Source organism: Planktothrix agardhii, assembly GCF_904830935.1.
Classification (GTDB): Bacteria; Cyanobacteriota; Cyanobacteriia; order Cyanobacteriales; family Microcoleaceae; genus Planktothrix; species Planktothrix agardhii.
This window is the reverse complement of record NZ_LR882952.1, coordinates 4,466,370-4,472,500: the sequence shown is the minus strand read 5'-3', so window position 1 is coordinate 4,472,500 and position 6,131 is coordinate 4,466,370. Positions and strand designations below refer to the sequence as shown.

Annotated in this window: 6 protein-coding genes and 1 rRNA gene (1 of these 7 only partly in view); all 7 read left to right on the top strand. The window is 45.4% G+C overall.

Going from position 1 to position 6,131, the window contains the following annotated elements; genetic code table 11:
* A 23S ribosomal RNA gene (locus tag NMG88_RS20455) occupies positions 1–67 on the top strand (it extends 2,820 nt beyond the left edge of the window).
* A gap of 174 nt (positions 68–241) precedes the next feature.
* Entirely contained in the window at positions 242–778 is a 537-nt protein-coding gene (locus NMG88_RS20450) for an RDD family protein (protein ID WP_026788748.1), read from the top strand.
* Between the two features lie 36 nt (positions 779–814).
* On the top strand, positions 815–1,003 hold the full coding sequence (gene rpmG, locus NMG88_RS20445; RefSeq protein ID WP_071782501.1) for a 50S ribosomal protein L33: 189 nt from the start codon (positions 815–817) through the stop codon (positions 1,001–1,003).
* 92 nt (positions 1,004–1,095) lie between these two features.
* Positions 1,096–1,311, top strand: a complete 216-nt coding sequence (gene rpsR / locus NMG88_RS20440; RefSeq protein WP_026788747.1) for a 30S ribosomal protein S18 — start codon at positions 1,096–1,098, stop codon at positions 1,309–1,311.
* A gap of 8 nt (positions 1,312–1,319) precedes the next feature.
* Complete coding sequence (locus tag NMG88_RS20435; RefSeq protein ID WP_026797053.1) at positions 1,320–3,329, top strand: ribonuclease catalytic domain-containing protein; 2,010 nt, start codon at positions 1,320–1,322, stop codon at positions 3,327–3,329.
* Between the two features lie 95 nt (positions 3,330–3,424).
* Complete coding sequence (modA, locus tag NMG88_RS20430) at positions 3,425–4,249, top strand: molybdate ABC transporter substrate-binding protein (RefSeq protein WP_026797052.1); 825 nt, start codon at positions 3,425–3,427, stop codon at positions 4,247–4,249.
* 24 nt (positions 4,250–4,273) lie between these two features.
* The gene (modB, locus tag NMG88_RS20425) at positions 4,274–6,115 is read left to right on the top strand and encodes a molybdate ABC transporter permease subunit (RefSeq protein ID WP_227351265.1); all 1,842 of its coding nucleotides are present in this window, start codon (positions 4,274–4,276) and stop codon (positions 6,113–6,115) included.
* The last annotated feature ends 16 nt before the right edge of the window (positions 6,116–6,131 follow it).

The window sequence follows — 6,131 nt, the reverse complement described above, 5'->3', positions numbered from 1 at the left end:
AGGTGTTAGGTCGAAGTTCAGCAATGAATGTAGCCAAGACACACTAACAGACCGAGGGCTTGACCTCAAACCCTTTTCTGATTCTCTATGCAGTCTTCAGTTTTCTTGGAAATTCAGCTATTCACTAAATCAAGCCTCTTTCTGGTTTATCAGAGAGAGGTTTTGATATTTTTAAGGTTTGATATTTTTAAAGATAGTGTAGTTAAAGATAGTGTACTCAAGAAATTAAACTCCCTACCCTATGAGTTATAATTTATTCCCATTGCCTGATCCTAAAGTTCCAACCTGGCGTCGTTGTGCCGCATTAGGGGTAGATTTCTGTTTGATTGGGTTATTTTGTGCTGCGGTGGGGGCTAAAGGAGTGACTCTATTTTTGCTATTTATGATCGGTTGGTTAACCTGCCGTGTTGTGGTGGTCTCTAAAAACCAAGGACAGAGTTTAGGACGATGGGCGTTTGATATTCGGGTGGTTGATTCCCAACGGAACCGAACTCCTCGGCTTTTAGAACTGGTAAAACGAGAGGCATTTATGGGAATAGGTACTTTTCTGTTGCTCCTGAGTTTGGGAAGTTTAACCGAGGGGAATGCCGGGATTCTGTTGTTGATGCTACCTATTTTGTTAGACTGTGGAGCCGTGCTATTTGATACAAGTCGTCATCCCCAGACGGTTCATGACCGAATTGGACAAACTATTGTGATTGGGAGCAGACGGGGTTATTCTCTGGATCTTAAAATTCGCTATTTGATTGACAAAGTGAAACGAGAGATGAGACAATAAATATTTGTGCTTAAATAATCACAACTGTTTACAATTATGGCTAAAGGTGTTCGCCTCGTTATTACTGTCGAATGTACGGAGTGCCGTACAAATACCGATAAGCGCTCTCAGGGGGTTTCTCGGTATACCACAACCAAAAACCGCCGGAATACGACAGGACGTTTAGAACTGAAAAAGTTTTGTCGCCACTGTAACAAACATACGGTTCACAAAGAAATTAAGTAATTGCCTTAGAAGTGTCCATTCCCTGAACACTGATGGTAATTCTTAAATGTACTTAAATCTACTTTAAAAATTCATAGAGGATCGATTTCAGCATGACCTACTTCCGTCGCCAAGTTTCTCCGATCAAACCCGGAACTCCTATCGATTATAAAGATATCGAACTGTTACGGAAATTTGTTACAGAACGGGGTAAAATCCTGCCTCGTCGGATTACTGGACTTACCTGCAAACAGCAGCGAGATCTGACCCAAGCTATCAAACGGGCTAGAATCCTAGCAATGTTGCCTTTCGTCAATAAGGAAGGCTAATTTTATCTGTGGAAAAGGGTACTCTGATTGAGCTTAGATTACACGGGGAGCGTCGTCTTGCCGTGATGGATCGACCTGAAGGAAAAAAACACTGGGTCGTTATTGATGAAAACCTCCTAGCTCATACAATTCACCCGCGGCAAATTGCTTATGAGGTAACGGGGGCTACATACAAACCTGTGGATATCCGGGCTTTTACTAAAGAATTGCAGCCTTATCTTGATCCGTCAAGTTTGGAGGTGGCTTGGGAAATTTTAGTGGAGCAAGGAGAAACCGTAGACCCGAAAGAAATGGCTCTGCTTTTGTTTTCTGAGCAGAGTCCGCCTCAGTGTTATGCCAGTTATGTCTTGTTATCAAATGATAAACTCTACTTCAAACAGAAGGGTGAACGCTACGAACCTCGCTCTCCTGGACAGGTGGCTGAAATCAAACATCAACAGGACGTTGAACAACAGAAGCAACGGGACGTTCAAGAATATTGGTTGCGAGTGCAAAATAGACTAGCGGGGGTCGTGGTAGAATGGCGAAATAGTGATCGCACCCGTTTGGATGCGTTAGAGCGTTTGGCGCTGCATGGAGAAGATGCCTCCCATGTCGCACCTGCTTTAGAAACTTTGGCAACCTTGGAACGTTCTCAAACACCCCAAGCTGCGTTGCAGTTGTTAGTAGACTTAGGGATATGGGGTCTGCATGAAAACCTATCCCTACGTCGGAGTCAAATTCCCACCCAATTCTCAACTCAAGTGCTTGAAGTGGCTCGACGTTGCTTAGATTCTCCCCCGCCCGATCCGGATTCTGATCGCCTAGATCTAACTCATCTTAAGGTCTATACGATTGATGATGAGAGTACCCGTGAGATTGATGATGGTTTGAGTTTAGAGGTTTTGGAGGATGGACGAAGACGGATTTGGATTCATATTGCTGATCCAACTCGTTTGCTTTCTCCTGGAGATGAACTAGACTTAGAAGCCCGCCGCCGGACAACAACAGTTTATCTCCCGACCGGAATGGTTCCGATGTTCCCCTCGGAATTGGCAACTGGGCCGATGAGTCTAATTCAAGGCCAAGTCTGTTGTGCTTTGAGTTTTGGTGTGATTTTGGATGAAACGGGTGGGGTAAAGGATTATAGTATTCATGTCAGTAATATTAAACCGACCTATCGCCTCACTTATGATGATGTGGATGAGATGTTGCAAATTGGCATCCAAGGGGAACCGGAAATTGATGCTTTGTCGCTGTGGGCTAAACGCCGTAAGGAATGGCGAAATGCGAACGGGGCAATTAGTATTTATATGCCCGAGTCGGTGATTAAGGTGAACGGGGAAGAAATAAGTATTACGGTTGTAGAGGATTCTCCGTCTCGCCAAATGGTGGCGGAAATGATGATTTTAACTGGAGAAGTGGCGGCTCGTTATGGTCAAACCCATAATTTACCGTTGCCTTATCGGAGTCAACCCCAACCGGAATTACCACCGGAGGAGGAATTGATGCAGCTACCACCAGGGGCGGTGAGAGCTTGTACTATGCGGCGTTATATGCCTCGTAGTGAGGTGGGTTTGACTCCTTCGCGCCATGCGAGTTTGGCTTTAGAGACTTATACCCAGGTGACATCGCCGATTCGTCGTTATAGTGATTTATTAGCTCATTTTCAAATTAAAGCCCATCTGCGAGGTGAAGCCTCACCTTTTTCTATAGAAGATATGCAGGCTATTGTGATGAGTTTAGGGCCGGCGGTGAAGGAAGCGTCCAAAGTAGAACGGGAAACGAATCGTTATTGGAGTTTGGAGTTTTTGCGCCGGAATAGCGATGAAATTTGGCAAGCCACAATGTTGCGATGGCTGCGGGAAGATTTAGGGTTAGTCTTTTTAGAGGAGTTAGCTTTAGAGTTACCGATGCGATTTAGTCGTTCTGTAGAAGTTGGAGAACAGTTTGAAGTGAAGGTAAGTCATGTTGATCCCCATAAGGATATGATTCAATTTCAGGAGATTATTGGTTCTACTGCTTCATCTGCTATATAGAAGTTTAAAGTTAAAAGATAGGTGCGGGGTGTCAGTTAAGAGTCAACCTTCACCTATTTTTTTTATTAATAATTAAACAGATAAAATTAATAGCCATGCCTAAACGTATTTTATATTTTTTAATCGGCTTAGTTTTTGCCGTCTTATTGTCTGTAGGAGCCTGTTCTCCTTCTGCCACTCCTCCGCAAGCGACCAAAACTATCACCCCAGCCGTCACATCCCAAACTACTACCTTATTAACTGCTGCTGCTGCTAGTTTACAAAATGCCATAGAAGAAATTAATCCCCTATTTAAGTCCGCCAATTCCGAGGTGGAATTAAAATATAACTTCGCCGCATCTGGGCTTTTACAACAACAAATTGAGCAGGGCGCACCGGTGGATGTTATCATTTCCGCCGCCGCTCAACAGATGGATAATCTTCAGAAAAAAGATTTCATTCTCACCGATACTCGGAGGCAACTTTTAACTAACAGTTTAGTTTTAATTGTGCCGAATAACTCTAGCTTAAATCTCATCAGTTTTGAACAATTAACCGACTCTAATGTAGGAAAAATTGCCATGGGGGAACCCCGAAGTGTGCCGGCGGGGAAATATGCCGAAGAAGTTTTTACTAAGTTAGGAATTATAGAAGAATTGCGCCCCAAATTTGTCTATGGCAACTCAGTTCGTAATGTTTTAAGCGCCGTAGAAAGTGGCAATGCCGATGCGGGAATTGTCTACCTCACCGATGCCAAAATCTCTAAGCAGGTGAAACAAGTCGCCACTGCCGCCAAGGATTTACATTCTCCGATCATCTATCCGATCGCTGTAATTAAAGCCAGCCAGAATCAGGAATCTGCCAAAACTTACATCCAATTTTTAACCAGTAACCCCGCCCAAGATGTGTTCAAAAAATACGGTTTTGGCATTGCCAACTAAAGATTGATGCAGATCTAAACGCTTATGACTACCGATTTATCGCCCCTGTGGATTTCCTTGAAAACGGCGGGACTAGCGACGATCGCTACTTTCTTTCTTGGAACAGCCGCAGCCTACGGGATGTTGGGCTATCGAGGACGGTGGAAATCCCTGATGGAAGGGCTTCTGATTGCCCCCTTGATTTTGCCACCTACAGTGGTGGGATTTCTGCTGTTACTACTATTTGGTAAAAATGGCTTTCTCGGTCAATTCCTGTCTTGGGGAAACTTCTCGATTGTCTTCACTTGGTATGCCGCTGTCATCACCGCCACGGTAGTTTCATTTCCCCTCATGTACAAAACCACCTTGGGAGCCTTTGAGCAAATCGATAGTAGTTTGCTACAAGTCGCCCGCACCTTGGGGGCTTCCGAAGTCCGGGTTTTGCTGCAAATTCTCTTACCCTTAGCGACTCCTGGACTGGTAGCGGGGATAACCCTGTCTTTTGCTAGGGCTTTGGGGGAATTTGGAGCTACCCTGATGCTGGCTGGCAATATTCCCGGTCAAACTCAAACCATGCCCATGGCCATCTACTTTGCCGTTGAAGCTGGGGATTTCCGGGAAGCATGGCTGTGGACGATCGCCATTATGTCCCTCTCCCTCTCCGGCCTGATGACAGTCAATTTCACCGCAGCAAAGGGGGGAAAGTTAACAAACAGTCAGGCTAAAAATAATAAGCAACTGATAACTGGTAGAGAAGTGCCATGGCGCGTCTCTACACTGATAACTGATAATCACTGTTTACTGGTTGATATTGAAAAACAATTAGCTAACTTCAAACTGAAGGTGGCTTTCACTGCCGGGCAGGAAACTTTGGGGATTCTTGGGGGTTCGGGTTCGGGAAAAAGTATGACCCTGCGCTGTCTGGCGGGAGTGGAAACGCCGACTAGGGGGCGGATTGTCTTGAATGGACGGACTCTGTTTGATGCTGATCAGCAGATTAACCTGCCCTGCCATCAACGGCGGGTGAGCTTGGTGTTTCAAAACTATGCCCTGTTTCCCCACCTGACCATAGCCCAAAATATTGCCTTTGGATTAGATCACCTGCCTAAACTCCTCCGCCAACAACAAGTGACTCAACAGCTTACCATTATGGAACTAGAGGGACTGGGCGATCGCTTCCCTCACCAAATTTCGGGGGGACAACAACAACGGGTAGCTCTAGCTAGGGCTTTGGCAATAGAGCCGGAATTACTTCTGCTTGATGAGCCATTCTCCGCCCTTGATACCCATCTCCGTAGCCAAATGGAGCAACAACTCCTCGCCACTCTTACCTCATATCGGGGCATTACCTTGTTTGTCACCCACAACTTAGAGGAGGCTTACCGATTGTGTGAGAACTTAATGGTCATGTCTGGGGGTCTGGCGATCGCTTCTGGGACAAAGGATCAAATCTTTGAACATCCCCAAACCGTTCGGGTGGCTCAACTTACAGGCTGCAAAAACTTCTCCCGGGCGGTAATACAGGGGGCTAATTCTGTGACTGCTACGGATTGGGACGTGACCTTACAAGTCCTCGAAGCAATTCCTAATTCTCTAACCAATATTGGCATCCGCGCGCACCAAATCAAGATCACCACAAATTCTGATTTTTCCGATACGGTGCGCGATAATACTTATCCCTGCTGGTTAGCTGCTACCAGCGAAACTCCACACCATACTACCTTGTTTCTCAAATTCAACGCTACCCCCGCTAGTTCCCAGGATTACCATGTACAGGCGGAGGTTTTTAAGGAAAAGTGGAACGCCATTAAAGATCAGCCCTTTCCTTGGTATGTGTGCCTTGATCCAGCCCGTTTAATGTTATTAACCTTTGAAAATAAAGGATGAAAACCGGAACTTTTAG